Below are 24,487 nucleotides of genomic sequence, written 5' to 3'. Positions count from 1 at the left end.
GCGGCGGGCAGTCCCCGCCGCCGCAGTGTCAAAAAATCGCCTGCCCAACCGGGGGCAGGCGCATCACAATCACCGGATCGGCGTCAGCCCATCAGGCTTCCAGCTTGCGGAAGTAATCAAAGATTTCCGGCACGTTCCCCTGCCCCATCCCGGCGTCGACGGCGGCCTGCAGATTGTGCGACGTCCCTTCGGCGATTTCGGCGCGGGTGCCGAGGTCCTCGACCATGCGCAGGAAATACCCCAGATCCTTGTTGGCGTTGTTGAGCGAAAATCCCAGATCGCTGACACCATCAACCGCGTAGTTCTTGCAAAAGCCCATGAACGGCGAATTCGACGGACCCGTCGACATGATGTCATATAGCTGGGCACGATCCACACCGGCCCGATCAGCAACGGCAAAGGCCTGGCTCATGGTGCAGACAGTGGTCATGCCCATGAAATTGTTGATCAGTTTGGTTGTGTGCCCGGCGCCCAACGCGCCCAGATAGAACACATTCTCGCCCTGTTGATCCAGGATCGGCTTCACCTTGTCGAACCATTTCTGGTCACCGGCGGCCATGATGTTCAACAGCCCGTCCTTGGCATGGGCCGGTGTGCGCCCGAGCGGCGCATCCACCATTCCGGCCCCCTTGGCCGCCAGATCCGCCCCGATCTTGCGGGTCGACGCCGGGATCGAGGTGCCGAAATCAACCAGCACGCTGCCGTCTTTGATGCCGGCCAGGATGCCATCGTCACCATAGACAATCTTTTCAACCACCTCCGAGGTGGTCAGGCAGAGCATCACGATATCGCAGGCCTCTGCCAGTTCCTTGGGCGACGCCGCCGCGCGGGCGTTGCCGCGGTCAAGAACGCTTTGAACCGCGTCCTTGTCGAGATCCATGACAACCAGTTCAAAGTCTTTTTTCTGAAGGTTTTCAACCATGTTGCCGCCCATCAGGCCAAGGCCGATGAATCCGATGATGGGTTTGGTCATGTGGTATGCTCCGTATGGGTATTGATGTTCTATCTTGGGTGCTCAGACAAAATCTTCGCGGTGGGGGGTGAACATATCCAGCAACGTGCCTGCCTCGAGACAGGTCGCGCCGTGTTCAATGTTGGATTGCTTGTAAAGAGAGTCCCCCGCGCCAACCGTGTAGGTCTTGTCGCCAACGGTGAACTCGAATTTGCCGGAGATGACATAGGTGATCTGCTCGTGCGGATGACTGTGGCGCGCGGCAACGGTGCCGGTTTCGAAATGCACCTCGACGCACATCATGTTGTCATTATAGGCGCCCACCTTGCGGGTCAGCCCACCACCGGCATCGAATGTCTCGGCCTCAGACGCGGGAAAGTAGTTTTTCACAGTCATTACATCGGTCCTTTGCTTTGGGCCCAACCTCGGGTCGCCCCACCGTTTCGTCACAGTCCAACGGCCGCGCGCCGGATCCCGCCGGGGCGATCCGCGCGGCGGCCATTGGCGGGCATCGAGACAGAAGACGCCCCCCGACCCGGTCGACCACCGGCCCCGGGATGACCGCCCGACACATTCCCCTGCTGCGACATCTCTCGTCTCCTCGGCACACCCTGTCCGGGCCACCGATTCGAGCCTTCGCAAACTAGGATACTAGTCGACCTACTGGTATACTAGTCTTTTTCGTGCTTAGGTGGGCAACAACGAATTGCGCCGAGGGAAAGAGCGATGGCACAGATGCGCCCTGCCGGGGATCGACGCACCAGCGTGGATGATATTTTCAACGCCATTCAGGACGACATCCTGACCCTGCGGCTGCGGCCCGGCGACAAGATTTCCGAAGCCGAGGTGGCGGCCCGGTTCAATGTCTCGCGCCAGCCCGTGCGCGATGCCTTCAGCCGCCTTGCCAATCTGGACCTGCTGTTGATCCGGCCCCAGCGCGCCACCGAAGTCCGGCGGTTTTCGATGCGGGAGATCGTCAAATCCCGCTTTGTCCGTGCTGCGGTGGAGAAAGAAGTCCTGCGGCTCGCCGCCCGCAATTGCGACCCCATCGGGGCCGCCCAGCTGGAGGTGGCTCTGGCCGCACAGGACAAGGCCCTGCGGGAGAACGACGTCGAGACCTTTGGCAAACTGGATTACGCCTTTCACGGCACGCTCTGCGACATCGCCAGGGCTGATTTTGCCTTTGATGTCATCCTGGCCGAAAAATCCAAGCTCGACCGGCTCTGCCTGCTGAGTTTGTCGCAGAAAAACCGGATGCCGCAACTGGCCGCCGACCACCGGGCCATCGCCGAAGCGGTCCAGGACAATGACGAGGCGCGCGCCGTCGCCGCCGGTGTGCTGCACCTGTCGCGCCTGGACGAAACCATCGAACAGATCTGCGTCTCCAACGCGAACTATTTTGAACCGGACCAGCCCTGAACCCGCGCCGCCGCGCCGCGCCAATCGCCGGTCCCTTCCGCCGGATCGCACCGCCCTGCCCGTCCCGGGCCTGCGAATCGCGCTGCTTTGGCTCAGGGTCGCGGCTCATATCCGTGCCAAAACGCCGCCCCGCGACACCAGACACATCGCCCCAGGCGGGCAGGTCGCGCCAGCCGGTCCGGTCACCGGCCGCATCAGCCCTCGCCCCCTGCATCAGCCACCGCGCCATGGGGTATTTTATGTCTTATCAAATGGTTAACCAGAGGGCCGTGCGACAGGCAAGACGCGCCACCGCGCCAGACCCCCATTGCCGCCCGCCACTGTGCCTGACCTGCAGGTCCTTGGCATGAGGCGGTTTTCTCCGGCGCGCCTGCACGACTCTGTTGTCAAGAGAGACAGAAGCCGGCTATAGAAACGGTAAATATAGCTTTGCTGAAACAGAGCGTTACAACACGAGGCTGCAGTGACCCAACCCTTGGATATGAATCAACGCATCCGCAAGAATGCCGAAGCCCTCTCCAATGCGTTGGAGCATCACATGCTGGCCAGCTTTGCCCCCGATGCCCGCAAGGAGCTGCGCCTGTTCAGCGCCGGCGAGGCCGCCGAGCTGCTGGGGATCTCTGCAAGCTTCCTGCGCAAGCTGCATTTTGATGGCCGTATCGCCGATGTGCATACCAGCCCCGGTGGCAGGCGTCACTACTCTGCGGAGGATCTGATTGCCATCCGGCAAACGCTGGAGGCCGGGGCCAAGACGCCCGGTGCCTACCTCAAGGGGCGCCGCGCCGAGGACAAGGTCCAGGTGCTGTCATTTCTGAACTTCAAGGGCGGTTCGGGCAAAACGACCTCGTCGATCCACACCGCACAGCGGCTCGCGCTCAAGGGCTATCGGGTTCTGGCAGTGGATATTGACCCGCAGGCCTCGCTCACCTCGCTGTTCGGCTACCGGCCGGAGTATGATTTCCTCGACTCCGGCACCATTTACGACGCGATCCGTTATGTCGATCCGGTGCCGCTCAGCCAGGTCATCCAAAAGACCTATTTCAGCGGCATCGACCTCGCCCCAGCCGGGCTGATGTTGCAGGAATTCGAACATGAGACACCACAGGCGCTGTTGAACAACATCCAGCCGCCGTTTTTCGCCCGCATGGCGGCGGTCCTGCAGGAGGTCGAAGACGACTACGATGTGATCCTCTTCGACTGCCCGCCGCAGCTGGGCTATCTCACCATGTCCGCGCTCTGCGCCTCCACCGGGGTGATCATCACCGTGGTGCCGAACATGCTCGACGTCGCCTCGATGTCGCAGTTCCTGCAGATGAGCGCCGATCTTCTTGATGTGGTCCATAATGCCGGCGCAAAAATGGAGTTCGATTTCCTGCGATTCCTGATCAATCGCTACGAGACAAACGATGCCCCGCAACAGCAAGTCGTCGCCTTCCTGCGCCAGCTTTTTGGCAAAGAAGTCATGACAGCTCATATGCTTAAGTCCACTGCCATCTCCGATGCCGGCCTGACCCAGCAGACCGTCTACGAGGTGGAGCGTTCGCAGTTTCATCGAAATACTTACGATCGTGCCGTAGACTCGCTCAATCAGGTCAATGACGAGATCGAAACCCTTCTTCAAACTGCTTGGGGGCGCTGATGGCACGCAAAGGCATTCTCACTTCCGCACTGACACCCGCCACGCCAGACGGCGGCGGCGAACGGGCCGAACGCCCGAAACTCATGCCGCGCGGCGCCGTGGGCGCGTTGCAATCCTCGCTGACCAAGCTGCAGGAGAACGCGGTTCAGGACATTGATGCCGGGCTGATCGACGATGCCGGCTATGAGGACCGGTTGGGTGTGGATCAGGCGTCTCAGGCGCAACTGATTGAAAGCATTAAGACTTATGGCCAGCAGGTGCCAGTTTTGCTGCGCCCGCATGCCACCACCGCCGGTCGATACGAAATCGTCTATGGCCGACGCCGTCTGATGGCCCTACGCGCGCTCGGGCTGCCGGTCAAGGCGATGGTCCGCCATTTGGACGACCATGCGCTGGTGCTCGCCCAGGGGCAGGAAAACACCGCCCGCCAGGATCTGTCCTTCATCGAAAAGGCTTCCTTCGCGGCGCAATTGCAGGCGGCCGGCTATGACCGGCAGACAATCGCCGCCGCGCTGTCGGTGGATATGCCGATGATCTCGCGGATGCTGAAGGTCGGCACCTCATTTACCATCGAATTTCTGCGCCAGATCGGTTCTGCCCCCAGTGTCGGGCGCGAACGCTGGCTCAAGCTGGCCGGCCTGCTGCGCACCGTCCCGGACAAGACAGAGCGGTTGGGGCGGCTGTTTCTCAAGGACAGTTTCGCCGCCCTGCCCTCGGATGACCGGTTCGAGATGGTTCTGGCCTCACTGGAAGGCAAGGAGGTGACACCAGAGCGCCCCCCTGCCCCGCCGAAACCTGTCAAACGTCAGCTGGCCAGCCGCACCGGGAAACCCCTGGCTGACCTTAAATCCGGTCCCCGCAGCGTGACCCTGACGATCCCATCCCGCGGCGCCGACGGCTTTGATACGTGGTTTGAAACCCATGCCGAGGCGCTGCTGCAAGACCTTCATGACCGCTGGAAAAAACAAGCGGCAGAAGACTGAGGCACCCATGCAAACCCAGAACAGGAGGCACGAGCACCGGTAAAGAAAAAGCCCCCCAGGACAGACGTCCCAGAAGGCTCATTTCATTCTTAGCACTTTTGGAATAGCCGCAATCGACCCGTCTTGTCAACTCTGTGCCCGGCACAGGGGTGGTATTCCTTTGCCTTCGTGAACAAAAAACATGTCCAATGACACCCGGACGGTCACCGGGGTGGCGGAGCTTTGCGCGCTGCCTCCCGTTGACAAGTGGCAGATCCTCGATGCGCTTGGCGCAGCGGCGGATGAGTTTGGCCTGAATCACCGCACGCTCGCCGTCTTGCGGGCTTTGATCAGCTTTTTGCCCCAACGTGAAATCCGCGCGGAACGGCACAGCACCATCGTGTTCCCCTCCAATCGTAGCCTGTCGGATCGTTTGCACGGCATGCCAGAAAGCACCCTGCGGCGGCACCTCGCCCGCCTGGTCGAGCTGGGTGTTGTCAGCAGGCATGACAGCGCCAACCGCAAACGCTTTGCCCGGCGCGCAGCGTCGGTGGCCTATGGCTTCGATCTATCTCCCCTTGCGGTGCACGCCGATCACATCACAACCACAGCCCGGGACGCGCAGACCCTTGCGCTGACCTGCCAGGCCCTGCGCGATGAAATCGCGGCCCTGCGCCGGGCCCTCCTCGATCATGGCATCGCCGCAGATGACGCAGCACTGAATGTCTGTCGGCAACATCTGCGCCGCAAGCTCTCACAGCACCAGCTTTGTGATCTGCGGGATCAACTGCAACACCGGCTCACGCAGCTGCAACAGCCTGCCCAAATCACATCGAAACTGAGCGCCCGGAACAGCCAGAATGAGCGGCACATACAGACTGAATCTAAATCCGATTCTGACTCTGAAGCCACTGTGGACAAGTCCGAGGTTTCACCACCCACAGCCGCATCGCCAACACCACCGCCCCGCCTTGCGGAGGTGTTGGGGTCTTGCAAAGAATATAAAAGCTACTTTCCCGAACCGCCCCGATCATGGTCAGATCTTCACCGCATGGTTGGCCGACTTGTCCCAATGATTGGCATCGAAACCCCGGTCTATTGGCAAGCTCAACGCGCGATGGGTCGGGAAGCGGCGGCCGCAACGGTGCTCTGCATGCTGGAGCGTTTGCCACAGATCCGCAATCCCGGCGGCTATCTCAGACGGTTGTCACAACGCGCCGAAAACGGGGTCTTCAACCTTGCGCCAATGCTTCAAGCTCTGGGACGGAGCGAAAATTGTCAGCTGACAATTTCACCGAAACCCCGATTTTGACAGGCCAGGGTCAGCCAATGACGCCGCGCATTGGGCGCAAAATCCATCCGTTGCCAGCGGTCAAAACCGGAAATTGTCAGCTGACAATTTTACACCGGACCGGGGCCAATCCGCCTGGATCATCGAACATCCGGATCACTGATCTACAGCCCCGCGGCTTTGGTGAGATTCACCCGGAAGCGGTCGCGTCTGCGTTGGTAGCGGCGGGTCATCTCGGCGGAGGCATGGCCGAGATGTTTCTGGACATAGCGTTCGTCGACCTCGGCGGAACTGGCCAGGCCGGCGCGCAAGCTGTGACCCGAGAACAGCGCCAGCCGGTCGCGCTCCGGCAGCTCCGGGCGCAGGCCTGCCGCGCAGACCGTCCGCTTGATCAGCCGCGCGATATGTTTGTCGTTGAGCCGGGCGCTCCGCACGCCTTTGCCGTCCCGCGTGGTGGCGACAAACACCGGGCCAAAGTCGATCCTGGCAAAACGCAGCCATTGCTCCAGCGCCTGCACCGGGCAGGTCTGCGGCGTCGACCCCCGGCCGATCTCAACCTCGCGCCAGCCGGTCTTGGCATTCAGGGTCAACAAGGCCCCGGCCTCCAGGATCTCGATCCAGCCGGTGCCGTCGAGGCTGTCGTCCTTGTGCACATCAAGGCCGACAATTTCCGACCGCCGCAGCCCGCCGGCATAGCCGAGGAGCAGAATGGCCCGGTCGCGCAGACCGCGCAGATCATGGGGCAGGGTGGCAATCATCGCGCGGATATCGGCAGGTCCGATGGCCTCTTTCTGCACCGGCGGGCGGGCATGCTTGCGCTTGATCCCGGCCAGCACGGCGGCGATATGGCGGTCCTTGCGATCCAGCCGCTGGCCGCGCTGCGCATAGCTCCAGGCCAGTCCCGACAGGCGCCGTTCGATGCTGCTCACGGCCAGAGGGCGCGGCTGTCGCGCGCCAGAACCCGCCTGCGGCGCGGCCAGATCCGCCAGGTAAAGCCCGATCATCTGCGGCGAGGGGGGCAGGGGCTCTGTGCCTTTCATCCGGCACCAGCGCGCAAAATGCGCCCAATCCTTTGCATAGGCCTTGAGCGTGTTCTCCGAGGCGGCCGCCGCCGCATAGCCCCGCGCGCTGTCGACCAACCGGTCCAGCCCGCCAGACCCCGCAACATCCGCAGGCAGGCGCAACAGAGCGCTGTCGCTTGGGGGATCCCCGTCACCCTCTGGCGGCGGGGCGGAGGGCGGTGTGCTGGAGGTTTTGCGCATAGGCCCGCTGACATCCCTGTGCTGTGGCATTGGCGGGCAGCTTATTCAGCCAGGTCCGATAATGCAAACTTATTGGACATCACGCCAAACGACAGGGGAGGGCGGTTTGAACGGGAAAAGCTGGAGAAAAGCGCCGTTCTGAGGTAGGCTTCTGGCATGACCTATGCCCGAGCGGATCACATCAGCGACCCCGACACGTTACCCCGGATGCCCGCTTGGGTCACCTCTGCCCGCGCTGAAACCCCTGAGGATGTTGCGTTTTTGTCGGGCGCGGCGCTGAGCCACCTGCATCTTGTGTTGGGACACACAGACGTCCCCCACGCCTTGTTGCGCGACCGTCTGGCGCTGCGGGCCGCAGAGGCCTGCGTGGCGCGCTCCGGCCGTCCCGAGAGGGCCGGGGAATTGCGCGATGCGGTGCATCTGCTGCGCCCCGGCGACCGACCCGGACCGGCGGGCGAGACCTACCAGAGCTGGCGGCGGGCTGTGGCGCGGCCGGTGTCGGCCAGGGCTCTGGACCGGGCCTTGCCGACGCTCGAGCCGGAGCAGATTGCCAGCTGGCTGGCGGCAGGGCAGGGGGCAGCGGTCCCCCGCGCGGCGAGGGTGCTGGAGGCGGTGCTGACGGCGGCACCGCGGAGTGAAGGCGCGGCCCTTGTCCTTGCCGAGGCGGCCCTCGCCCAAGCACTCGGCTGGGATCATCTCGTGCCGCTGCTGGCCGCCGGCCTGAAACGCGCCGACCTGCGCAAGCGGGGCGATGACCTGCGGCTGGCCTGCCATCGCGCGCTTGTCTTGTCGGCCGTCGAGGCGGTGCGTCAGACCGCCGACCTCGCACGTCGCGCTGCGCATCTGAAGGCGGTCGCACCCAGGCTGCGCGCCAAAGGGGCGGGCGACGCGGTCGAGATGTTCCTGACCCGCGACGCGGTCGTGCCCTCGGCCTTGCCCCTGCCGGATCGCGCCGCGCGGCGGCTCTGCGACCGGCTGGTCGATCTCGGCGCGGTGCGCGAGCTGACCGGCCGCGACACCTTCCGGCTTTACGGGGTGTAGCGATGGCAAAGGACAGATCGGAGCCGGAGCTGGACCGCGAGCTGCCCGACCTGCCGCCCGCGCTGCGCTGGCGCGAATGGATGCGCCGGATCGAAGCGGTGCTCTTTGCCAGCGCCGCACCGGTGCCGCGTGCGGATCTCGGCCGCGTCGTGGGGCAGGGGGTGTCGGTTGATCTGCTGGTCGAGGATCTGATGGCCGATCTGGAGGGGCGGGCCTTTGAGATCGCCCAGGTCGCCGGGGGCTGGATATTCCGCACACGGCCTGTCTATGCCCCCGCGATCCGCGCGGCGGCGGATGTCGGCGATCAGCTGCTGGACCTGAGTGAATTCGACATCGCGGTGCTGGCCGCCATCGCCTACCACCAGCCGATTACGCGTGATGGGCTGAAGGACATCTTCGGGCGTGACATCAGCCGCGACCTGATCGGTCGGCTGCATGCGCGCGACCTGATCGGCACCGGGCCAAGGTCGCCGCGACGCGGCGCGCCTTATACTTTCGTCACCACCGAGCAGTTCCTGGTCGCCTTCGGGTTGGAGAGCCTGGAGGACTTGCCCGACAGGGAACAGCTGCAGGATGCAGGCGTGGTGGCGGCCGCAGCAAACGTCGATCTCGGCTAACCAGTCGCCGATCTTGCTGGGCCTCAAGGCGCGCAGAGATCGCCTATATTCAGAAAAACATGAATATTTTCAATAAGATACCTTGATGTCATCATTCGCGTTCATCCGCGCGGCAAACCCCAGGGTCGGAGTGTCCATCCGTCGCACCGGCCGTCAACGACGGCCCGACGGTTACACAATCGCTGGGACCCGATCTGGATGGCATGCCTTCGTTTTCGGCCACCTGGATCGCGAACTCAAGTAGGATCGTCGGCTGGGGGCGACCGGCGAGATTGCGCGCCTTCGATGCTGGGGGCGAAACCGGTTTCGGATCTGTCATGGCCTGCTGTGGCCCCGCAACATGATGTTGAATTGCCATGTCGCACCTAAAGGTTGAGTTCCGCGAGGCAGGCCTGTGCGATGTCGCGGTTGGGGGCGTCGGATCCGGGCATGGTCGACCAGCCTGCCGCCATCAGCGCGTCGCGTCGCTGGTAGGTCGAGGCGGCCCGGATCGTTTCCATCTTGTTCGCCCGGGCCGGGTCGGAGCGCGCCAGGTCGAGGCAGACCGGCACCATGGAGGCGACCACATTGTCGCGAGACATCGCCATCGCCCTGTCGTTCGAGGTGCCGCCGGTCACCCAGCCGCCCCAGGTAAAGCCGATCACACCGAAGACAACCGCGCCGATTGCGGCGCCGTAGAGACCGGGTTTGAGCCATTCGGGAGTGTTCATCGTCTGTCCTCCTGCGGGGAAAGCGCCGCGTCGCTATGAGTGTCCGCTGCGGATCGGTCGGCGTCCCGGCGCAGCGCCTCGTTCAGGTCATTTTCAGTTGTCACCCAAAGCGCGCTCTGCCCCGGGCCCGCTGCCTTGGCGTCGACCGACAGGTAGGTCCCCGTCCGCCGGTAGGCCTCAAAACTCAGCCCCAGCAGACGCTCTTCTTCGACGAGTACCTCGTAGGCGCCCGCAGGCAGATCGCCCGGATATCCCCGCAGGGTGAACCGGTTCGAAAACGTCACCGTCGACCTGGTCGCCCGCATGTTCATCTTTGCTCACCTCAGTGTTGGCAGATCCGTCGCTCCTCCCGGCTGATAACCGATGGAAGGCCGGGTCTGACCGGTGGTTCGACTTCTTTTTCTATAGGTCAGACCCATCGGCCCGAGACTGACGCATGTTAGTCCCGGGCTCAGAACCGGGCGCGACCGCCCGGGCGGCCGGTTCGGTGGCACTGACCTGTGTAAGGGCGGCATGACGGGCTGGGGCTATCCTGTGGGACACAGGGATGACCTGCTTTTCTGCAACTCTTGAAAGGATTTGCGATGGCCCACTCCAATGTACTCAACCCGCATCCGCCCGAGTTCGATCGATTTCTTCATGCCGTCGTCGGCGAGGACCGGAATGGCTCTGCCGTGACGGTGCTCTCGACGCTGGCGCGGCTTGGCCTTGATCCATGGCACGAAACCGCCGAGCTGGTCAGGCTGGGTCACGACGCCGCGCGACAGCGGCTGGCAACGCTGCTGGCCCGGTTTCGCGACGTTCCTGCGCTGGCCAGCGATCACAGCACTATCGCACGGGATCTGAGCCAGCTGCTCCCCGCCCGTCCAACGTCAGGGGAGGGACGACAGCACGCGGCCCTGCCGGGGGCCAAGGGCCGACCGGGATCAGGTGGCGTGATCTGGGCGGTGCTCTGGCTCCTCGTTGTGCTGCTTCAGATGTACCTGGTCGGCGGGTCGGGGGCCGGCGGGTCGGGGGGTGGCGAATGAACGGCTCAGGCGCGCGCGTCACCGCGACGACACTGGCCCATGCCGCGCATCAGACGGGAACGCTGTCGCCGCTTGAACAGTTCAAACTCTGGGACTTGGAGCACCACTTCTGGACCGCTGTCGGCGATACCGCGCGGGAGACGACGGCGACCAATGCCGTCATGATCTTCCCCTATCCGCCGGGCATTCTCCAGGGCGATCAGATCTGGTCCTATCTTCGCGAGCGGACTGTCTGGGGCACCGCGATCATGTCCGAACGGCGCGTCACGCGCTATCGCGACATTGCTGTTCTGACCTATCGCGTCGTGGCGGAAAAGGCGGCCTCGCCCGCCTTCAAGGCCCTGTGCGCCACAACCTATCTCTGCGACGACGACAGATGGTTGAGGATTTGCCATCACCAAACCCTGGTGAGCTGACCCCGGCAGCGACAATCGTCCGACCGCCGCCTGCGGGACTAATCTGTGTCAGTGCGGCACGCGCCGGTATCGGTTAGGTCAGACAGGCCCGCCGAATATTTGGTGGCGCATATATTTCCGAGCACCCAAGAAGCGTGTAGGCGTGCCGATCCCGAAACAGGTCGGCATGTCAGCACGCTTCTTATTCTCGGAACGTCCAGGAAAGGACAATTCCAATGACACCCGAACAGACCAAAACGACCGAGAAAATGACCTCCGTGAAAGCCGCGTGGGACAAGGCGCCCGCTGGTCCAAAGAAGGACGCGGCGCTGAAGCATTACCAGGCCGCCGAGAAGGCGAATGCGGCGAAAAACGTCGCCACGGCCAACAAGGAACTCGATGCGGCGACCCACGCCCTCGCGTGATCGTCCTCGTTTGACCTGGGACTGGGGCCGCCCGCCGCGCAACGGAGGGCGGCCCTCTCACGTCAGGAGCGGCCCGGTCTGGTCCAGATAGGTCGGATCGAACCCGGCCAGCGCCACCAGGCCGCCATAGTCATGAAACGTCACCCGGCCGTCGCGAAAGGTCACCAGCCCGTGTTCGCGCAACTGGCGCAGGACCCGGTTGACATGGACCGCACTCAGCCCCAGCGTATCGGCGAGATGATACTGCGTCAGGGGGCAGTCGAACCCGGCCTTGCTGCCCAGGCCGACCAGTGCAAGCTTCGACCCCAGCTCCAGCAGGAAATGCGCCATACGCGCGTCGGCCTCGCGCCGACCGATCCCGACGAGATGTTCCACCACCATCGCCTCGTCCCGCGATGCCGCCCAGAGTATGGCGGTGGCAAGACGCGGCGTCTGCGTAAAGGCCTCGATCAGATCGCTTGTCAGCACTTCGGCCGGCTCGACGTCGACGATGGGCTCGAAACTGTGGTCCGAGGTCCGCAACAGGACGCTCCGCAATCCCAGAAAATCCCCCGGCACCTGGAAATCGACGATCTGCCGGCTCCCGTCGGCCTGGAGCTTGTAGGAACAGACCCACCCGGCGGAGAGAATAAAAGCGGCCTGTTCCGACTGCCCCTGATGCACCATGTCACGCCCCGCGACAAAGGAACGGCGACGCTGGTGCAGTCGCTCAAGCACGGCCAATTCGACCTCCGACAGGGCGACAAAGGCCGAAAGCTTGCGGGTCAGGGGGCTGTGTTCATTTGATGTCATGGGGGCCTCGGGGCATGTTGTGACCCTATAGCGAAAAGCGGCCCGGACACTGCTCTGGATCAGTCCAGCATAGAGGACTTCCTGCGAGAAGTACGGATGAATTTGAACCTCCCTTTCGCCGGGGGTCATACTGCCACGGAAGGAACGCCAGGTGTCCACCAAAAGCGATCATGCAGGCCAGGCTGCCCTGTCCATATGCGAGGCGCTACTCCTTGCCATGAACGATCACGGCCTGCTGCCGGAGCACGAGATCGTCGGGGTGCTGCGCGATGCAGCGGCGTCTCATCAGAACGCCGTCGGCACGGAATTCGAAATCGCACAGCACCGATCCGTAGCGGACCTGATCAACGCAATCATCGCTGGCGGGAACTCCTTTCGACGTTCGTGATGTGATGCCACGGTGGTCTCGATCGGATGGTTCAGATCTGTGTGATCCACATGCGGCGGGCGTCTTCGGATCCGAGCTGGACGAAGCTCCCGCGGACGTTTGCGACATCTCATCGGTGCCGTGCTGCTGCTGCGCCATGGCTTCCGCACTTGGGGAGCGAGGCAGGCATGGCAGCCAATCAGATGTTGTGCAGAGAAAATTTGGCGGCTCGCCCCACCGCGAGTGCACGCCGCGAGGTCCGCCTTGCGGCAGCTACGCTGCAGCATTCCGGCGCTTCCGGGTGATCCCGAGGGATGGCACGATTTCGGGGCAGTCGAGATCCGGGGCGAGACCGTGTTCTGGAAAATCGATCTCTATGAGGCCGGTTTGGATTTCCGCTACGGGGCTGAGACCTCAGACAATCCCGCCACCACCATGCGCGTGCTGACCATCATGCTGGCGCGCGACTGGTAGGGCAGGGAATACCCCCTGCTGAAACCGCAGGCGATGAAGGCCCACTGACCCTCAAAGGGAGAGTGGGCCTCTTGTCGTGGTGATCCCTGAAGCCGGGGATTGGTCACGCGCAAGCGCGCGGGCCGCATCTCACCCACCTGGAAGGATATCCCATGACCACAAGCTTTGCCCCTCTCACCGTTGCCATCAGCGATCTGGTCAAGGCCCTGCTCGAGGCCCATGGCGACCGCATCAATTATATCCATTTCGGCCACGTGCACGCGCCGATCCACGGGCGTTTTGCAGGCATCCCATTCGCCAGCGTCCCCTCGACTGGTAACCAGTCCCTGCCGGACCTGAAGGAGACCGAGCTTCTCAAGGGCGCGCCGATGGCTCCGGCCTATTTCGTGCTGTCAATTGACGGCAATGACACCACGATCCACCAAATCCCCTTTGCATGGGACGGGCCGGTCATGACCTCTGGCACCGGCTGGGAAGACTGGGCCAAACCTGGCGTGGCGGCAGGATGAAAGTCATCCGCCTTGCCGACACCCATGTGATCGGTGGTGATCGCTTGCTTTACGGCGCTACCCACTGCCCGCCGGTTGGCGTGGGCAGGGGTATCCATCACTATAAACTGGTGGCTACGTGAGGGGCCTATTTGCTGTCGCCACTTCCGATCCGCTTCAAATTGTCGAAGTCGATTTCCGGCTTCTGTTCCTCCGTCAGATCCGGCAGGATTTCCGATACCGGCTTAGGCCCGAAGGCCTCCCACATTACGGAATGCGCGCCCGTACCCCAGCGATAAACCCAACCAACTACGCTGCAGCCATCGGTCCCGATCAGATGGCGATCGCGACGCCTTCACCTTTGTCATGATTCACTGAGAGCGGACATAGCTCCCAGGGGCGTGTGTAAGGCCCAGTCCGGTCGTTCGAAGCCATATTCGGCGCCGCGCTACAGCGTCACCGAAACCGCCATTCACCCCTGCGGCTCTATTCCCAACGCAAGGGCGGCGGTGCCGGACTTTCTGCCATTCCTGGCAAACGCAAAACAAGGCCACTCATGTTTCGACTATCCTCGGGATGCCGCCAATGAACGACGGAACCGCAATGCCGCCGGTCTCTCAATCAGACCACTTTTGTACGCCTTTGCGATCATGGTTGTGCCGCTGCGGCTCACGTCGTTTAATCCGAAAAAGTATTTGGCCTTGGGGTTCGCGTCGCTCGTCATTTTGCTCATATCCCTCGCCGTCTTGAGTGTCGGTTTGCTGGTTCCCGGCCTCGATGATCTGATACTTCTTGGCGTCCCTTGTGTGATTGCCAGCCTACTGCTCCTCCCAGCGCAACTCCGCAGCAGTGGCTTCTCTCTACTTTCAAAGAAGCACTGGATCATTCTGGACGGCTCCAACATCATGTACTGGAAGGGAAACGGCGCCGATATAGCGACGGTTCAGGATGCGATACACAGTTTGAGTGAACAGGGGTATGCGCCGAGCGTCGTGTTTGATGCGAATGTCGGATACAAACTCTGTAACCGCTACCAAGGTGCTGCCGAACTCGCCAAGCTGTTGGATTTACCAATTGCCCGTGTGATGGTTGTCTCAAAGGGGAGACCTGCGGATCAGGTCATACTCGCGGCAGCGCGGGACAAAAAGGCTCAGGTCGTGACCAACGATCGCTTGCGTGATTGGATTGATCAGCACCCAGAAGTGGCAAACGAGGGCCATCTGGTGCAGGGAGGATATCGCGCTGGACGGCTTTGGTTGAACGCGCCTCCCGCCGAACGGCAATAGAATGCGGCATGATGGGCGCGAGACGGTAATGCGGTTACGGAGCGGCGGAAAACGGGTGGGCGCCAGCCAAAAGTCAAATCTATCCCTGACCCACACCTGCCGTTGGCCAAAGATCCAAGCGCTGCGGGCTTCCCCGAATCAGCCGTTCAACACATTGCGCAGCATTTTGATGGCCAGAGGCAGCAGTGCGGACAATGCTGCTGTTGCTAAATGTCCCCTGAATGGTCGCTTGGCGTCATCCGCGCTCAGCGCAGGGGCACTAGTTTCGGGTTCGATAACCACGTTGAGTGTTTATGTTTCGGAACTCTGTTTGCTCTCGCGCCCATTCGTGGAGGTGCTTTTCACAATCTACACGTAGCTCTCGGTCTTCGCGCACTCTCGGGTCATCCGTGATAACATTAAATTCGAGCCCCTCAGAGCCCCATTCCTTCACTAGATCGACGATGATTCCTTGCCGAGCGGCCTCTTTCTCATTGTGCGCACTCTTGCGGTGTTTGTCGGCCCATCTCATATGAGACCGGTTGCGCCCCCGCATCGAATTTCCCGTTTCGCCAATGCGAATGGACCGGGTCGGCCAATGGATTTCGGCGTAAATTCCGCCGTGTGTTGGCATGTTCGCCACGTCGCCGTTACCTTCAACGAAGGTCAGATTGAATTGAACGCCTTTGTAGATCATTAGAAAACGACGGTATCAAAGGCGTTGGCTTCCTGCAAATCAGAACCTCACCAGTTGCACGCGCCAACAAATTTTTGCGGTTTTCTGGCTGCCCTTGATCAGATCAACGCCGTCTTTCGTCCCTGCCGCTATCAACTCTCTGCCATCTCATATCGCCACGCCAGGGCCGACGCATTCGACATCTGGAAAGGCTATGCTGCCGAAATAACCGCCTAACAGGCATAGATCTCACGATCTCTCAATCAGGCGAAAACAAGTTGGCAATGCCGTTTACCTGCTACGGCATCCCTTTGCCGAAGGCAGTCCGAATGCCGAATGATCAGGCGAAGGTTTCTGCCACTATTTCCTTCGCGAACCCAGCGTCCAACACCCCGCGGCTCAGCAGGCGATACCAGAACGCACCATGTATCAAGGTCGACAATACTTCCACGTTCCGCCCAGGCGAAAGCTCTCCGCGGTCCTGCGCCCGATGGAGCAAAGCGGTGATCATCTGCTCCCGAGGCAGAACGAAATTTGCATGAAACGACCTGTGGAACTTTGCATCCTGCTGAGAAGCCGCGATCAACGCGCGAAGGGTGTCCCCGTCGATGCGCAAGTGTTCGAAAATACGGATCAGGAAGTCTTCGAGCAAGGTCCGACAATCCTCTGCCCCGTCCCAAGAAGGTTCGGCGGCATAGGTGTTGGTCTGCTCAAAAACAGCTTCGAGGACAAGGTCAGCCTTCGTATTCCAGCGGTTGTAGAGCGTTTGGCGCGCCACGCCAGCCTGCTCAATGATAGCCGAAACCGAGACTTTGTCATAGCCCAATTCCCGAACCAGACGTAGAGCCACAGTTTTCAATGCCGCGCTGGCGTCTTGATTTGCGGGTCGCCCACTTGGCCTTTTTCCCGACATGCACAGTTCCTGTTCATAGATGCAGAATAGTCGTTGATTGATCATTAGACTGCAGTCCACTATTCGCAAGTAGACCGCAGTCTAATATTGTCGCCGGAGCCGAGATGTCACAGATTTCCCTTTCCCCGAAACGGGCCTTTGCCGTTACCGCCACCTTGGGCCTTTTGTCCCTCTTTCCCCCATTGGCCACGGATATGTACCTCGCCGCACTTGGTGAGCTCGCGGCCTCGATGAACGCCACCCAAACGGCGGCTGAACTTTCGCTTTCGCTTTTCTTTCTCGGCCTCTGTTTTGGGCAGATCCTCATTGGCCCATTGACCGATACCTATGGACGCAAGCGACCGCTTCTTGTAGGGACCGTTCTGTTCACCGTGACCTCGATTGCACTGCCGCTGATGAATGACATTGCATGGTTCAATGCCCTACGGTTCCTACAGGCAATCGGCGCGAGTGCGGGAATGGTCGTAGGGCGCGCCATGGTGAAAGATCTTTATGAGGGGCAAAAGGCCGCGAAGGTTATGACCGTGCTGGTCATGTTGCTGACACTCGGGCCCATCGCGTCACCGACGATGGGCAGCCTGCTTCTCGAAGCGTTTGGCTGGCGGTCGATCTTTGCAACGATGGCGCTTATCAGCCTCGTGGCCTTGACCCTCTCCGTGGTCACCCTGCCCGAAACCCTACCCGCTCAGGATCGCCAGCCCGCGCCCATTCAAAATGGCTTAAAAGCCGCGAAACGCCTGCTTTCACAACGCGGGTTTGTCACGATGGCCTTGGTGGCGGGCCTTATCCAAAGCGGTATGTTTGCCTTTATCACCGGCTCATCGGGGGTATTCCAAGGGATTTTTGGACTAAGCTCCATTGGCTTTGGCATCATGTTCGCGATCATCGCGACCGCGTTGATTATCTTTGGCCGGATTAATGGGATATTGCTCAATCGTTTCAAACCGGAACAAATTCTCAAGACCGTGTTGCCGCTCTTTGCCGCGTCTACCATCCTGCTCACCTTGCTGTCTCAGACAGACTCCCTGTTGGTATTTGTCGTGCCCCTGTGGGTTTCGATCGGCTTGGTGGGCCTGCTTTCAGCAAATGCGATGTCCCTTGCGATGGAATTGACCAAGGCCGCGGCAGGGATGGGATCGGCGCTTCTGGGGGCCATCCAGTTCGCCCTTGCCTTCGCCGTTTCCAGCTTCGTGGCCGTAGGCGGGGCGTCCACCGCCTTGCCAATGGCTCTTGGGCTCGCAATTCCAGCCAGCGCGGCATTCCTGCTGTATTTCGTTACGAGACGCTCCAGTGAATCTGAGAATTCAAATGTGGAGCTATAGGGGCTTTGCTTATTAGGGTCAGGATCCATTGTTTTCCCCTGAGCTGCGTGAGTCCCCTGCGCAAAAATGAGCGGTGAACATGTCTGATTTGTTTTGGCTGACCGATGCGCAGATGGCGCGTCTTGAGCCCTTTTTCCCGAAGTTCCACGACAAACCTCGCGTCGATGACAGACGCGTATTGCGCGGGATCAATCGTAATGGGTTACGGTGGCGTGGTGCACCAAGGGAATACGGCCCGCACAAGACGCTTTACAATCGTTGGAAACGGTGGAGCGACAAAGGCATCTTCGCTGCGATGATGGTCGGCTTGGCCGCAGATCACGGCCAGACGAAGACCGTGATGATCGACGCCACAGACATGAAGGCACACCGCTCGGCGACCAATTTGGGCATCAAAAAGGGGGACGCGGTCGCCTGATCGGCCGGACGAAGGGTGGCATGAACACGAAGCGGCACGCTATCTGCGACAGCCAGCGCCGACCGCTCAACCTCTTCGTGACGGCAGGACAGGTCAGCGACGACATCGGCGCACGCGCGCTGTTGAGCAGTTTTCCGAATGTTGATTGGCTGCTCGGTGATCGTGGATACGATGCCGGTTGGTTCCGAGACGCGTCGAAAGACAAAGGGATACGCGCCTGCATTCCCGGCCGGAAACCGCGGAAGAAACCCGTGAAATACGACAAGCGTCGCTACCAACGGCGCAACCGGATTGAAATCATGTTCGGTAGGTTGAAGGATTGGAGGCGCGTGGCAACACGATACGAAAGATGCCCGAAGGTCTTCCTGTCCGCCATCGCTCTCGCCGCCGTCGTCATCTATTGGCTATGAGTCCTGGCCCTAAAACTTGATCTGAGATACAAATTCCCGCAAGCATTCGTTACCGCCATTTTTTTTGAGCACCATTCGAAACCAGTAGAACAGGCAAATTTTATTATGCGGCTTCGCCTTCTCGGAACAGACACCCAATTTTTCAACAGTGCCCTCCAGGGGCGAGTTCAGGAACGGGTTGCCGCTGGCCCCGTTGTTTTTGTGGATGTGCTCGGCCGTCATGTCGAAGTGGATACTTCTGCCATCGAGCTAGGCACGGACAATGTTCCATATGATGGACGTGTCTTCGAGATGCGTTTTTACTCTAGCACGGGTGAGCTTCAGGCGGTCATGGACGAATTGGAATGGAGCCTTGCCGATTTCCTTACCGCACGTTCTGAACTCAATGCAGGGAGCTCAGATGCCATGGCGGCCCTGTTTGAAACGCCATCCAATTTGGACGTGCAGTCCCGGAATGCTGTAGACTTCAACTTCACTGACCTTTTCGGTTCGATTGTGGATGAGCTGGGTCAGTCGATGCGATTTTCTGGCAGTGCTGCGAATGATCACGCAAGCGGTGGCAGTAAAAACGATCGCCTTTCAGGCGGAGGTGGAAACGACACCCTCCGCGGCATGAATGGCAAGGACAAGATATTTGGCGGAGCGGATGACGATTTCATATCGGGCGGCGGAAAACGTGACCGACTGGTTGGAAACGGAGGCGACGACATCTTGCTTGGCGGCGGCGGAAAAGACTACATCAAAGGAGGCGGGGGCCACGACCGTCTGGTCGGGGGTAAGGCAGATGATCGTTTGTTTGGCAACTTCGGTGATGACGAGCTGCGGGGCAATGGTGGGCGCGATCAGCTTGATGGTGGGGACGGCTCAGACACGCTGTTGGGCGGTAGTGGAGGCGATTACCTAGTTGGTGGTGATGGAGCTGACAGCATGGCCGGCATGTCTGGCAGCGATGCTCTTCTTGGAGGTCGTGGAGCGGACACCCTTTCCGGGGCGAGGGGGCGCGATACGATGGCTGGTGGGTCGGGAGATGACTACATTTACGGCCAGAGCGGTGGCGATTTCCTCTATGGTGATAATGGTGACGACACCATTTACGGCGGTGGCGGCGACGATGTTCTGCGAGGAGGCTCAGGTGCGGATGTTCTGAACGGAAATAGTGGGAACGATACGCTCGTGGGCTATAGTGGCGATGATGTGTATTGGGGTGGCAAAGGTGAAGATCATTTCCGTTTCAACACCGTCGGGGCCTCCTACACCGTCACAAATTCTTACTGGGGTTTTGTGCAAGCGGCAGGTGCCTTTGGCGCAGACGGGGATGATACGGTCCGCGACTTTAGCGAAGACGACATTCTGACAGTAGGCGGTCAACGGTTTACTGCGGATAGCTTGCGAACCTATGCGGCATCGGATGGGAACCGAGACGGAGCCTCGATCTGGGTTGAAAGTGGGCAAGGCGTCGGCGCGACGGATACAGTTATTTACTATGATCGCCAAGGGTCGGTTAATCCCGATACCGCAGAGTCAAATCATACTTACCTATCCAGCGTGACGCTATCTGACTTTTCGACTGGTACCTCCTCCGGAGATGGCACTTCTGGATCAAACCTTGCTGCTCTGTCCGGAAGTTTCAGAGGCTTCGAACTTACTGGCATGACGCCATTGACGGATGAAAATACTGGAGGCCGCTTCGGGGATTTTAACGGGGACGGGTTTTCGGATCTGCTTGTCAGGGGAAACAGCCTTGTCGCTGATGAATATCATGTGCTGTATGGATCTGCATCACAGACGAATTCCATCGATGTATCAGAGGTTGCCTCGGGAAATTCCGGATTCACGGTGACGTTGGACACCGGAAATTGGTTGGATCTGGCCAACTTCATAGGTGTCCTGGATGACGTTGATGACGATGGACGTGCTGACTTGGTCTTGGGCGTTTCCAATTTTGGAGGTATTGGAGCAACCTTCTTTTACACCGGCTCCGCCAGTGTGACCTTGGCAGACGGTACAGAGCCGAACACTAGGCTTATCGAAGGCGCTGGAGAGTTTCTCGGAACACTTGGGATAAATGGTGCCGCGCTAGGTGACATAGATGGTGACGGGAACAGCGATGCCCTGGTTATGGACAGCTTGCGCGTGATTGATGACACTGATTTCAATCATCTGATTGGCTACGTCATCACGGACACTTCTATTTCCACTGTGCTCCCTATCGAAGGTGGTGCAGGGGGCTTCGTAATCGACTCCGCAGACGGCTTGGCGACAGGCTCCAGTGTATGCGCCGCTAGAGATACCAATGGGGACGGGCTGGATGATTTTGTAATCGCAATGCGGCACGTCTCTGATCGAACAGAAAGCTTCTTCGTGGTGCAAGGCCGGGATGCGGGGGTGCCGGTATTTTTGGAGGATGGATTTTCCGACGGTGGGTTCCAGATCAGGTCACATCTGCAGTATTCTGATGATCTCGAATGGGCCGAAACTGGCGGTGCGCAACTTTCAGGTGGGGGTGACTTCAACAACGATGGTTTGGACGACATCCTAATTGGCGTGCCTTATGCAGACCGGGGCAATCGAGAAAACACAGGCGCAGCTTTTGTTGTGTTCGGAAGTGAGAGCTCTTCTACGGTTGAGTTGGATGACCTCGGCTCGCGCGGTATCGAAATCATTGGAACACAGGAACTGTCCGCAATTGGCAGCTCGGTTACGTTCCTCGGAGATGTAAATGGCGACGGGCGAGACGACATTGCCATTACCGGGAGCGACGTGAACACTGGAGAGACGCTTGGCGTTTACGTGATTTTCGGGACGGGTTCGACCGAGGCTATTCGCCTGTCCGATATTGCCGCGGGAGACGGCGGTTTTGTCATTCGCCCGGCAGATCATACGTCCACTACCTACGTGGACTCTAGTGCAGTTGCGGCGGGTGACATGAATAACGACGGATATGACGACATTCTTGTTACCCTTTCAGATGTCCATAACTACGTAATTTACGGCGACGATATGCTCTAAGTCACGGTAGAACGTGCTTTGTCTCTCCCAGCTGGATTGTTCTATGGGCTTTGTGAAAGCTATGCCGAGAGCGGCGGCGTGCTGCGCCTGGGCGTTGTTGCAGGGATCGCCGGACGGCTGATATCGAGGCGTTCTGTTCTTTTCAGGATGCTGTAAATGCCGCACAAATTTAACGCCGCTCGTCGTGACAAGATCCCGAAGCAAAAGTATCGCGTGACCAACTGGTCTGAGTACAATGATGGCCTGCGGCAGCGCGGTGATCTGACGATTTGGATGAGTGAGGATGTTATTAGGTCATGGGTTGCGCCGCGGCGTGTGACCCGTGGTGGGCAGCGCAAATATTCGGATCTGGCGATCGAGATGTGCCTGACCCTGGGCATGGTGTTCCGCCAGCCGCTGCGGCAAACGCAAGGTTTGATGCGTTCCATTGCGGGGCTCTTCGGCGTAGAAATCAAAGTGCCAGATTTCTCTACCTTGTCGCGGCGGAGCAGCGGCTTGAAATGGCCCACACAGCCAAGGATCAGCAGCCGAGCGCCAGTCCATTTGGCAGTGGACAGCACCGGCCTGAAGATCTTCGGCGAGGGCGAATGACTTGAACAAAAGCATAAAACCAAGCGAAAACGGCGCTCTTGGCGGAAACTGCACCTCGGTCTTGATCTTGCCAGCGGCGAAATCATCTGCTCGGATCTTACCCAAGATGACGTCGGCGACCCGACTGCGCTTCCCGTTCTTTTGGATCAAGTCAACGGCCCGGTCTCTCGGTTCTTCGCGGATGGCGCATATGACGGGGACCCAACGCCTGACCTGCTGGCCGCTCGGTTTGGATCGACGGTCGAAGTCATGATCCCACCACCAAAAAACGCGGCCTTCAGTCCCAATGCGCTGCTACATCCAACCCTTCGTGATCGCCATATTGCCGACATCTCAGCACGTGGGCGGATGGCTTGGCAGAAGAAATCAGGCTACAATCAGCGCAGCCGGGTTGAGACTCTCATGGGTCGCTGGAAGGCCGTCATCGGGCCGAAGCTAAAGGCTCGACGCTTCGAAAACCAGAAAGCTGAGGCTAAAATTGGCGTCTACATTCTTAACCGAATGACCCGACTTGGCCGCCCTATTTTTGAACGCAGCGCCTGAAATCCGTCTCGGGTTGGGCGCGTTCCGGGCAATCAACGATCTGTGCAACAAGGCTCCTAGATAGGCAAGATACCCTGGCCAAAGGTCGTGGGCGTCATGGATCTTTGGCAGTTTGGCCAACGCGTCCAGATCAATGGGATCGCCCCCCTTGGCGGCAAATTTTGGCGAGGCGACCGCGATCAATGTCTGCTTGAACAGCAGCGTTACGTCCAGTGACGCGCCAAACGGCGGCGACCCCTGACGCACGGCGAGGTCTATCCCATCGCTATGAAAGCTGGAAAGTTTCTCGGTGGCCATGATCCGCAAATCAATATTTGGATGTGTGGCGGTGAAGTCCGGCAGATTGGGGATCAGCCATTTCGCCGCAAAGGTCGGCGTGACACTGATCAGGACCTTATTCGGTTCTGGTTTCAGTTCGGCAACCGAGGACCGAAGATCCGCAAACACGTCAGCGATCCGATTGTGAAAGCTGCGTCCGACGGATGTGAGCACCAGGCCTTTCGGCACCCGTTCAAACAAAGGAAAACCAAGATGCGCTTCGAGTTGGCGAACTTGTTGCGCAACGGCGCCTTGTGTGACGCCCAATTCATCAGCGGCTGCGCGAAAACTGAGGCGGCGGCCTGCTGCATCAAACGCACGCAAACTGTTGAGCGGGGGAAGTTCATTCATTCTACAATAGTATTTCTATTGGCATGTGACATCAATTCTCAATCGATATTTCTCTGGTGTCACACAATATATGAGTGAACCATGATGGGACGAGAGAAATGACAGTAGAAAAAGTAGCGATAATTACGGCAGGTGGCAGCGGCATGGGTGCAGATGCGGCCCGGAAATTAGCAAAAGACGGTTTTAAGGTTGGCATCCTGTCCTCATCTGGCAAGGGGGAGGCGCTCGGGCAGGCACTTGGCGGCTTTGGCGTGACCGGCTCCAACCTTGATGGCGACGCGCTGAACGCTTTGATCAAGGGGGCGCAGGATCGCTGGGGCCGGATTGATGTCCTGGTGAATTCTGCGGGTCACGGACCAAAGGGTCCGGTGCTTGAGATCAGCGACCACGATTGGCATCAAGGGATGGAAGTCTACCTGATGAACGTGATCCGCCCAACACGGCTGGTCACACCTTTGATGCAGGCGCAGGGCGGCGGTGCGATCATCAACATTTCGACCTTTGCGGCGTTCGAACCCGATCCGCTTTTTCCAACCTCTGGTGTCTTCCGGGCCGGACTTGCTGCCTTTACAAAGCTTTATTCGGATCAATACGCGCCCAACAACATCCGCATGAACAACGTCCTTCCGGGATTCATAGACAGTCTGCCGGAGACCGAAGACCGCAAAGCGCGCATTCCCATGGGGCGATATGGCTCAACATCTGAGATTTCGTCACTGATTTCGTGGCTCGCCTCCGAGGATGGCGGCTACATGACCGGGCAAAACCTGCGTATTGATGGTGGCCTGACCCGTGCCGTCTGACACCTT

Annotated in this window: 24 protein-coding genes and 3 pseudogenes; 19 read left to right on the top strand and 8 right to left on the bottom strand. The window is 59.9% G+C overall.

Annotated features, from left to right (window positions below):
* Nucleotides 1-91: 91 nt before the first annotated feature.
* Entirely contained in the window at nucleotides 92-973 is an 882-nt protein-coding gene (locus TRIHO_RS03165) for an NAD(P)-dependent oxidoreductase (protein ID WP_068240314.1), read from the bottom strand.
* 42 nt (nucleotides 974-1,015) lie between these two features.
* Nucleotides 1,016-1,348, bottom strand: a complete 333-nt coding sequence (locus TRIHO_RS03160) for a cupin domain-containing protein (RefSeq protein ID WP_068240313.1) — start codon at nucleotides 1,346-1,348, stop codon at nucleotides 1,016-1,018.
* A 330-nt stretch (nucleotides 1,349-1,678) separates the two neighbouring features.
* On the opposite strand from TRIHO_RS03160, the gene TRIHO_RS03155 reads away from it, so the two are divergent.
* The 4 genes from TRIHO_RS03155 to repC all read left to right on the top strand — a co-directional run bounded on the left by TRIHO_RS03155 (nucleotide 1,679) and on the right by repC (nucleotide 6,284).
* Entirely contained in the window at nucleotides 1,679-2,371 is a 693-nt protein-coding gene (locus TRIHO_RS03155; protein ID WP_068240310.1) for a GntR family transcriptional regulator, read from the top strand.
* 481 nt (nucleotides 2,372-2,852) lie between these two features.
* On the top strand, nucleotides 2,853-4,010 hold the full coding sequence (gene repA, locus TRIHO_RS03150; protein ID WP_207498623.1) for a plasmid partitioning protein RepA: 1,158 nt from the start codon (nucleotides 2,853-2,855) through the stop codon (nucleotides 4,008-4,010).
* Nucleotides 4,010-4,993 (top strand): plasmid partitioning protein RepB, encoded by a 984-nt coding sequence (gene repB / locus TRIHO_RS03145; protein ID WP_068240346.1) that lies wholly within the window; start codon nucleotides 4,010-4,012, stop codon nucleotides 4,991-4,993. The genes repA and repB overlap by 1 nt, the downstream gene beginning before the upstream one ends.
* Nucleotides 4,994-5,174: 181 nt before the next feature.
* A complete protein-coding gene (repC, locus tag TRIHO_RS03140; RefSeq protein ID WP_068240306.1) occupies nucleotides 5,175-6,284 on the top strand; it encodes a plasmid replication protein RepC in 1,110 nt (369 codons plus the stop codon).
* A gap of 143 nt (nucleotides 6,285-6,427) precedes the next feature.
* On the opposite strand, the gene TRIHO_RS03135 is transcribed toward repC, so the two are convergent.
* A complete protein-coding gene (locus TRIHO_RS03135) occupies nucleotides 6,428-7,525 on the bottom strand; it encodes a tyrosine-type recombinase/integrase (RefSeq protein WP_082704994.1) in 1,098 nt (365 codons plus the stop codon).
* A gap of 156 nt (nucleotides 7,526-7,681) precedes the next feature.
* Here TRIHO_RS03135 and TRIHO_RS03130 point away from each other — a divergent pair, with 156 nt between their 5' ends.
* Nucleotides 7,682-8,566: a DUF1403 family protein gene (locus TRIHO_RS03130; RefSeq protein ID WP_068240302.1), complete on the top strand. Its 885-nt coding sequence runs from the start codon at nucleotides 7,682-7,684 to the stop codon at nucleotides 8,564-8,566.
* A 2-nt stretch (nucleotides 8,567-8,568) separates the two neighbouring features.
* Nucleotides 8,569-9,183 carry an SMC-Scp complex subunit ScpB gene (scpB, locus tag TRIHO_RS03125; protein ID WP_068240300.1) on the top strand — a complete coding sequence of 205 codons (615 nt, stop codon included), beginning with the start codon at nucleotides 8,569-8,571 and terminating at the stop codon, nucleotides 9,181-9,183.
* A 365-nt stretch (nucleotides 9,184-9,548) separates the two neighbouring features.
* Here scpB and TRIHO_RS03120 read toward each other — a convergent pair whose 3' ends face one another.
* Both TRIHO_RS03120 and TRIHO_RS03115 read right to left on the bottom strand, forming a co-directional pair.
* Nucleotides 9,549-9,893, bottom strand: a complete 345-nt coding sequence (locus TRIHO_RS03120) for a hypothetical protein (RefSeq protein WP_068240297.1) — start codon at nucleotides 9,891-9,893, stop codon at nucleotides 9,549-9,551.
* Complete coding sequence (locus tag TRIHO_RS03115) at nucleotides 9,890-10,198, bottom strand: hypothetical protein (RefSeq protein ID WP_082705004.1); 309 nt, start codon at nucleotides 10,196-10,198, stop codon at nucleotides 9,890-9,892. The genes TRIHO_RS03120 and TRIHO_RS03115 overlap by 4 nt, the downstream gene beginning before the upstream one ends.
* A gap of 279 nt (nucleotides 10,199-10,477) precedes the next feature.
* On the opposite strand from TRIHO_RS03115, the gene TRIHO_RS03110 reads away from it, so the two are divergent.
* From TRIHO_RS03110 to TRIHO_RS03100, 3 genes are all read left to right on the top strand, one after another.
* Complete coding sequence (locus TRIHO_RS03110; RefSeq protein ID WP_068240294.1) at nucleotides 10,478-10,921, top strand: hypothetical protein; 444 nt, start codon at nucleotides 10,478-10,480, stop codon at nucleotides 10,919-10,921.
* Nucleotides 10,918-11,337: a hypothetical protein gene (locus tag TRIHO_RS03105; RefSeq protein WP_232367701.1), complete on the top strand. Its 420-nt coding sequence runs from the start codon at nucleotides 10,918-10,920 to the stop codon at nucleotides 11,335-11,337. Before TRIHO_RS03110 ends, TRIHO_RS03105 begins: the two co-directional genes overlap by 4 nt.
* Nucleotides 11,338-11,552: 215 nt before the next feature.
* Nucleotides 11,553-11,741 carry a hypothetical protein gene (locus TRIHO_RS03100; RefSeq protein ID WP_068240293.1) on the top strand — a complete coding sequence of 63 codons (189 nt, stop codon included), beginning with the start codon at nucleotides 11,553-11,555 and terminating at the stop codon, nucleotides 11,739-11,741.
* Nucleotides 11,742-11,798: 57 nt separating this feature from the next.
* Here TRIHO_RS03100 and TRIHO_RS03095 read toward each other — a convergent pair whose 3' ends face one another.
* Nucleotides 11,799-12,533: a Crp/Fnr family transcriptional regulator gene (locus TRIHO_RS03095; protein WP_068240291.1), complete on the bottom strand. Its 735-nt coding sequence runs from the start codon at nucleotides 12,531-12,533 to the stop codon at nucleotides 11,799-11,801.
* A 151-nt stretch (nucleotides 12,534-12,684) separates the two neighbouring features.
* On the opposite strand from TRIHO_RS03095, the gene TRIHO_RS03090 reads away from it, so the two are divergent.
* The 5 genes and pseudogenes from TRIHO_RS03090 to TRIHO_RS24115 form a co-directional block, all read left to right on the top strand.
* On the top strand, nucleotides 12,685-12,921 hold the full coding sequence (locus TRIHO_RS03090) for a hypothetical protein (protein ID WP_068240290.1): 237 nt from the start codon (nucleotides 12,685-12,687) through the stop codon (nucleotides 12,919-12,921).
* A 282-nt stretch (nucleotides 12,922-13,203) separates the two neighbouring features.
* Nucleotides 13,204-13,374, top strand: a pseudogene (locus TRIHO_RS03085) (DUF3768 domain-containing protein); the annotation flags it as partial.
* Nucleotides 13,375-13,526: 152 nt separating this feature from the next.
* On the top strand, nucleotides 13,527-13,883 hold the full coding sequence (locus TRIHO_RS03080) for a metallophosphoesterase family protein (RefSeq protein ID WP_232367699.1): 357 nt from the start codon (nucleotides 13,527-13,529) through the stop codon (nucleotides 13,881-13,883).
* Nucleotides 13,884-14,371: 488 nt separating this feature from the next.
* Entirely contained in the window at nucleotides 14,372-15,148 is a 777-nt protein-coding gene (locus TRIHO_RS03070) for an NYN domain-containing protein (RefSeq protein ID WP_232367698.1), read from the top strand.
* A 757-nt stretch (nucleotides 15,149-15,905) separates the two neighbouring features.
* A pseudogene (locus TRIHO_RS24115) lies at nucleotides 15,906-16,040 on the top strand (IS6 family transposase); the annotation flags it as partial.
* 103 nt (nucleotides 16,041-16,143) lie between these two features.
* On the opposite strand, the gene TRIHO_RS03060 reads toward TRIHO_RS24115, so the two are convergent.
* Nucleotides 16,144-16,761 carry a TetR/AcrR family transcriptional regulator gene (locus tag TRIHO_RS03060; protein WP_232367697.1) on the bottom strand — a complete coding sequence of 206 codons (618 nt, stop codon included), beginning with the start codon at nucleotides 16,759-16,761 and terminating at the stop codon, nucleotides 16,144-16,146.
* 59 nt (nucleotides 16,762-16,820) lie between these two features.
* Here TRIHO_RS03060 and TRIHO_RS03055 point away from each other — a divergent pair, with 59 nt between their 5' ends.
* From TRIHO_RS03055 to TRIHO_RS03030, 4 genes and pseudogenes are all read left to right on the top strand, one after another.
* Complete coding sequence (locus tag TRIHO_RS03055) at nucleotides 16,821-18,038, top strand: multidrug effflux MFS transporter (protein WP_068240287.1); 1,218 nt, start codon at nucleotides 16,821-16,823, stop codon at nucleotides 18,036-18,038.
* Between the two features lie 79 nt (nucleotides 18,039-18,117).
* A protein-coding gene (locus TRIHO_RS23090) for an IS5 family transposase (RefSeq protein ID WP_106406143.1) occupies nucleotides 18,118-18,866 on the top strand; the annotation gives its coding sequence in 2 pieces (ribosomal slippage) (nucleotides 18,118-18,430 and nucleotides 18,430-18,866; 750 coding nt in all).
* Nucleotides 18,867-18,971: 105 nt separating this feature from the next.
* Entirely contained in the window at nucleotides 18,972-21,875 is a 2,904-nt protein-coding gene (locus TRIHO_RS03035; RefSeq protein WP_131811167.1) for a calcium-binding protein, read from the top strand.
* 156 nt (nucleotides 21,876-22,031) lie between these two features.
* Nucleotides 22,032-23,009 (top strand): annotated as a pseudogene (locus tag TRIHO_RS03030) (IS5 family transposase).
* Here the strand turns inward: TRIHO_RS03030 and TRIHO_RS03025 are convergent.
* Nucleotides 22,902-23,678 (bottom strand): LysR family transcriptional regulator, encoded by a 777-nt coding sequence (locus TRIHO_RS03025; RefSeq protein ID WP_082704993.1) that lies wholly within the window; start codon nucleotides 23,676-23,678, stop codon nucleotides 22,902-22,904. The pseudogene TRIHO_RS03030 and the gene TRIHO_RS03025 overlap by 108 nt on opposite strands.
* Before the next feature lie 98 nt (nucleotides 23,679-23,776).
* On the opposite strand from TRIHO_RS03025, the gene TRIHO_RS03020 reads away from it, so the two are divergent.
* A complete protein-coding gene (locus TRIHO_RS03020; protein WP_068240280.1) occupies nucleotides 23,777-24,481 on the top strand; it encodes an SDR family oxidoreductase in 705 nt (234 codons plus the stop codon).
* The last annotated feature ends 6 nt before the right edge of the window (nucleotides 24,482-24,487 follow it).

This window comes from Tritonibacter horizontis, from assembly GCF_001518015.1.
GTDB classification, from domain to species: Bacteria; Pseudomonadota; Alphaproteobacteria; order Rhodobacterales; family Rhodobacteraceae; genus Epibacterium; species Epibacterium horizontis.
Note: the sequence above shows the minus strand (reverse complement) of the source record. Positions and strands in the feature narration are given on the sequence as shown.

What these genes read in the sequence shown, in the direction of transcription:
- TRIHO_RS03095 (WP_068240291.1), bottom strand. Translation starts at nt 12,533, where the DNA reads ATGACATCAAATGAACACAGCCCCCTGACCCGCAAGCTTTCGGCCTTT.
- TRIHO_RS03100 (WP_068240293.1), top strand. Translation starts at nt 11,553, where the DNA reads ATGACACCCGAACAGACCAAAACGACCGAGAAAATGACCTCCGTGAAA.
- repB (WP_068240346.1), top strand. Translation starts at nt 4,010, where the DNA reads ATGGCACGCAAAGGCATTCTCACTTCCGCACTGACACCCGCCACGCCA.
- repC (WP_068240306.1), top strand. Translation starts at nt 5,175, where the DNA reads ATGTCCAATGACACCCGGACGGTCACCGGGGTGGCGGAGCTTTGCGCG.
- TRIHO_RS03135 (WP_082704994.1), bottom strand. Translation starts at nt 7,525, where the DNA reads ATGCGCAAAACCTCCAGCACACCGCCCTCCGCCCCGCCGCCAGAGGGT.
- TRIHO_RS03110 (WP_068240294.1), top strand. Translation starts at nt 10,478, where the DNA reads ATGGCCCACTCCAATGTACTCAACCCGCATCCGCCCGAGTTCGATCGA.
- TRIHO_RS03105 (WP_232367701.1), top strand. Translation starts at nt 10,918, where the DNA reads ATGAACGGCTCAGGCGCGCGCGTCACCGCGACGACACTGGCCCATGCC.
- TRIHO_RS03055 (WP_068240287.1), top strand. Translation starts at nt 16,821, where the DNA reads ATGTCACAGATTTCCCTTTCCCCGAAACGGGCCTTTGCCGTTACCGCC.
- repA (WP_207498623.1), top strand. Translation starts at nt 2,853, where the DNA reads ATGAATCAACGCATCCGCAAGAATGCCGAAGCCCTCTCCAATGCGTTG.
- scpB (WP_068240300.1), top strand. Translation starts at nt 8,569, where the DNA reads ATGGCAAAGGACAGATCGGAGCCGGAGCTGGACCGCGAGCTGCCCGAC.
- TRIHO_RS03155 (WP_068240310.1), top strand. Translation starts at nt 1,679, where the DNA reads ATGGCACAGATGCGCCCTGCCGGGGATCGACGCACCAGCGTGGATGAT.
- TRIHO_RS03080 (WP_232367699.1), top strand. Translation starts at nt 13,527, where the DNA reads ATGACCACAAGCTTTGCCCCTCTCACCGTTGCCATCAGCGATCTGGTC.
- TRIHO_RS03160 (WP_068240313.1), bottom strand. Translation starts at nt 1,348, where the DNA reads ATGACTGTGAAAAACTACTTTCCCGCGTCTGAGGCCGAGACATTCGAT.
- TRIHO_RS03120 (WP_068240297.1), bottom strand. Translation starts at nt 9,893, where the DNA reads ATGAACACTCCCGAATGGCTCAAACCCGGTCTCTACGGCGCCGCAATC.
- TRIHO_RS03060 (WP_232367697.1), bottom strand. Translation starts at nt 16,761, where the DNA reads ATGATCAATCAACGACTATTCTGCATCTATGAACAGGAACTGTGCATG.
- TRIHO_RS03165 (WP_068240314.1), bottom strand. Translation starts at nt 973, where the DNA reads ATGACCAAACCCATCATCGGATTCATCGGCCTTGGCCTGATGGGCGGC.
- TRIHO_RS03130 (WP_068240302.1), top strand. Translation starts at nt 7,682, where the DNA reads ATGACCTATGCCCGAGCGGATCACATCAGCGACCCCGACACGTTACCC.
- TRIHO_RS03025 (WP_082704993.1), bottom strand. Translation starts at nt 23,678, where the DNA reads ATGAATGAACTTCCCCCGCTCAACAGTTTGCGTGCGTTTGATGCAGCA.
- TRIHO_RS03035 (WP_131811167.1), top strand. Translation starts at nt 18,972, where the DNA reads ATGCGGCTTCGCCTTCTCGGAACAGACACCCAATTTTTCAACAGTGCC.
- TRIHO_RS03115 (WP_082705004.1), bottom strand. Translation starts at nt 10,198, where the DNA reads ATGCGGGCGACCAGGTCGACGGTGACGTTTTCGAACCGGTTCACCCTG.
- TRIHO_RS03020 (WP_068240280.1), top strand. Translation starts at nt 23,777, where the DNA reads ATGACAGTAGAAAAAGTAGCGATAATTACGGCAGGTGGCAGCGGCATG.